Source organism: Bradyrhizobium sp. P2_E8 (genome assembly GCF_056403875.1).
Genome location: NZ_JBFUES010001780.1, coordinates 1 through 736 on the forward strand (window position 1 = coordinate 1; position 736 = coordinate 736).

Sequence of the window (736 nt, forward strand, 5' to 3'; positions counted from 1 at the left end):
GAGCCGGGGCAGGCTCTGGCGACACGGCGCCGGGCTTTGGGGCCCGAAGGTCGGTGTCTGTTCCGCTACGCTTACCAAACACTTAACGACTCCATGCGGCGGCTTATTTTCCCCGCAACTTCTCAATCAGGGGTGAAAGCAGGGACGACTTTTGTTTCTTCGTTTCGCTGCGGCCGGTCAGGCGCTGGGCGATCTGGAGGAACATCTCGATCGACTTGTGGTTGGCGGAGATCTCCGCGATCATCTGGCCGTTGTTGGCTGCCGAGCCGAAGATCTGCGGCTCGAACGGGATCGAGACGACCGGCTGGCTCTCGATCGCCTTGGCGAACTCCGCAGCGGCGATTTCGGGACGTTTCGGCACTCCGACCTGGTTCAGGCAGTAGAGCGGCGGCCGGTCGTTGGGGCGCGCGGCCTTCAACAGGTCGAACAGGTTCTTGGCATTGCGCAGATTGGCGAGATCGGGCGCCGCCACGATCAGGATGTCGTCGGCCCCGATCAGAGCGCGCTTGGTCCAGCCCGACCATTGGTGCGGGATGTCGAGCACGATGCAGGGCATGGTGGAGCGCAGCGTGTCGAATACGGCATCGAAGGCATCGGTGCCGAAATCATAGACCCGGTCGAGCGTCGCCGGCGCCGCCAGCAGGCTTAGGTGGTCGGTGCATTTCGACAGCAGGCGGTCGATGAAGGCGGTATCGACGCGATCGGGCGAGAACACGGCGTCCGCAATGCCCTGCGG

The 736-nt window shown here is 63.7% G+C and carries 1 protein-coding gene; it reads right to left on the reverse strand.

What is annotated here, in order from left to right:
* Positions 1–103 precede the first annotated feature (103 nt).
* Positions 104–736 (reverse strand): CpaE/TadZ family protein (locus tag AC1D00_RS43865; protein ID WP_477015035.1); only part of this gene is annotated, 633 nt, incomplete at its 5' end.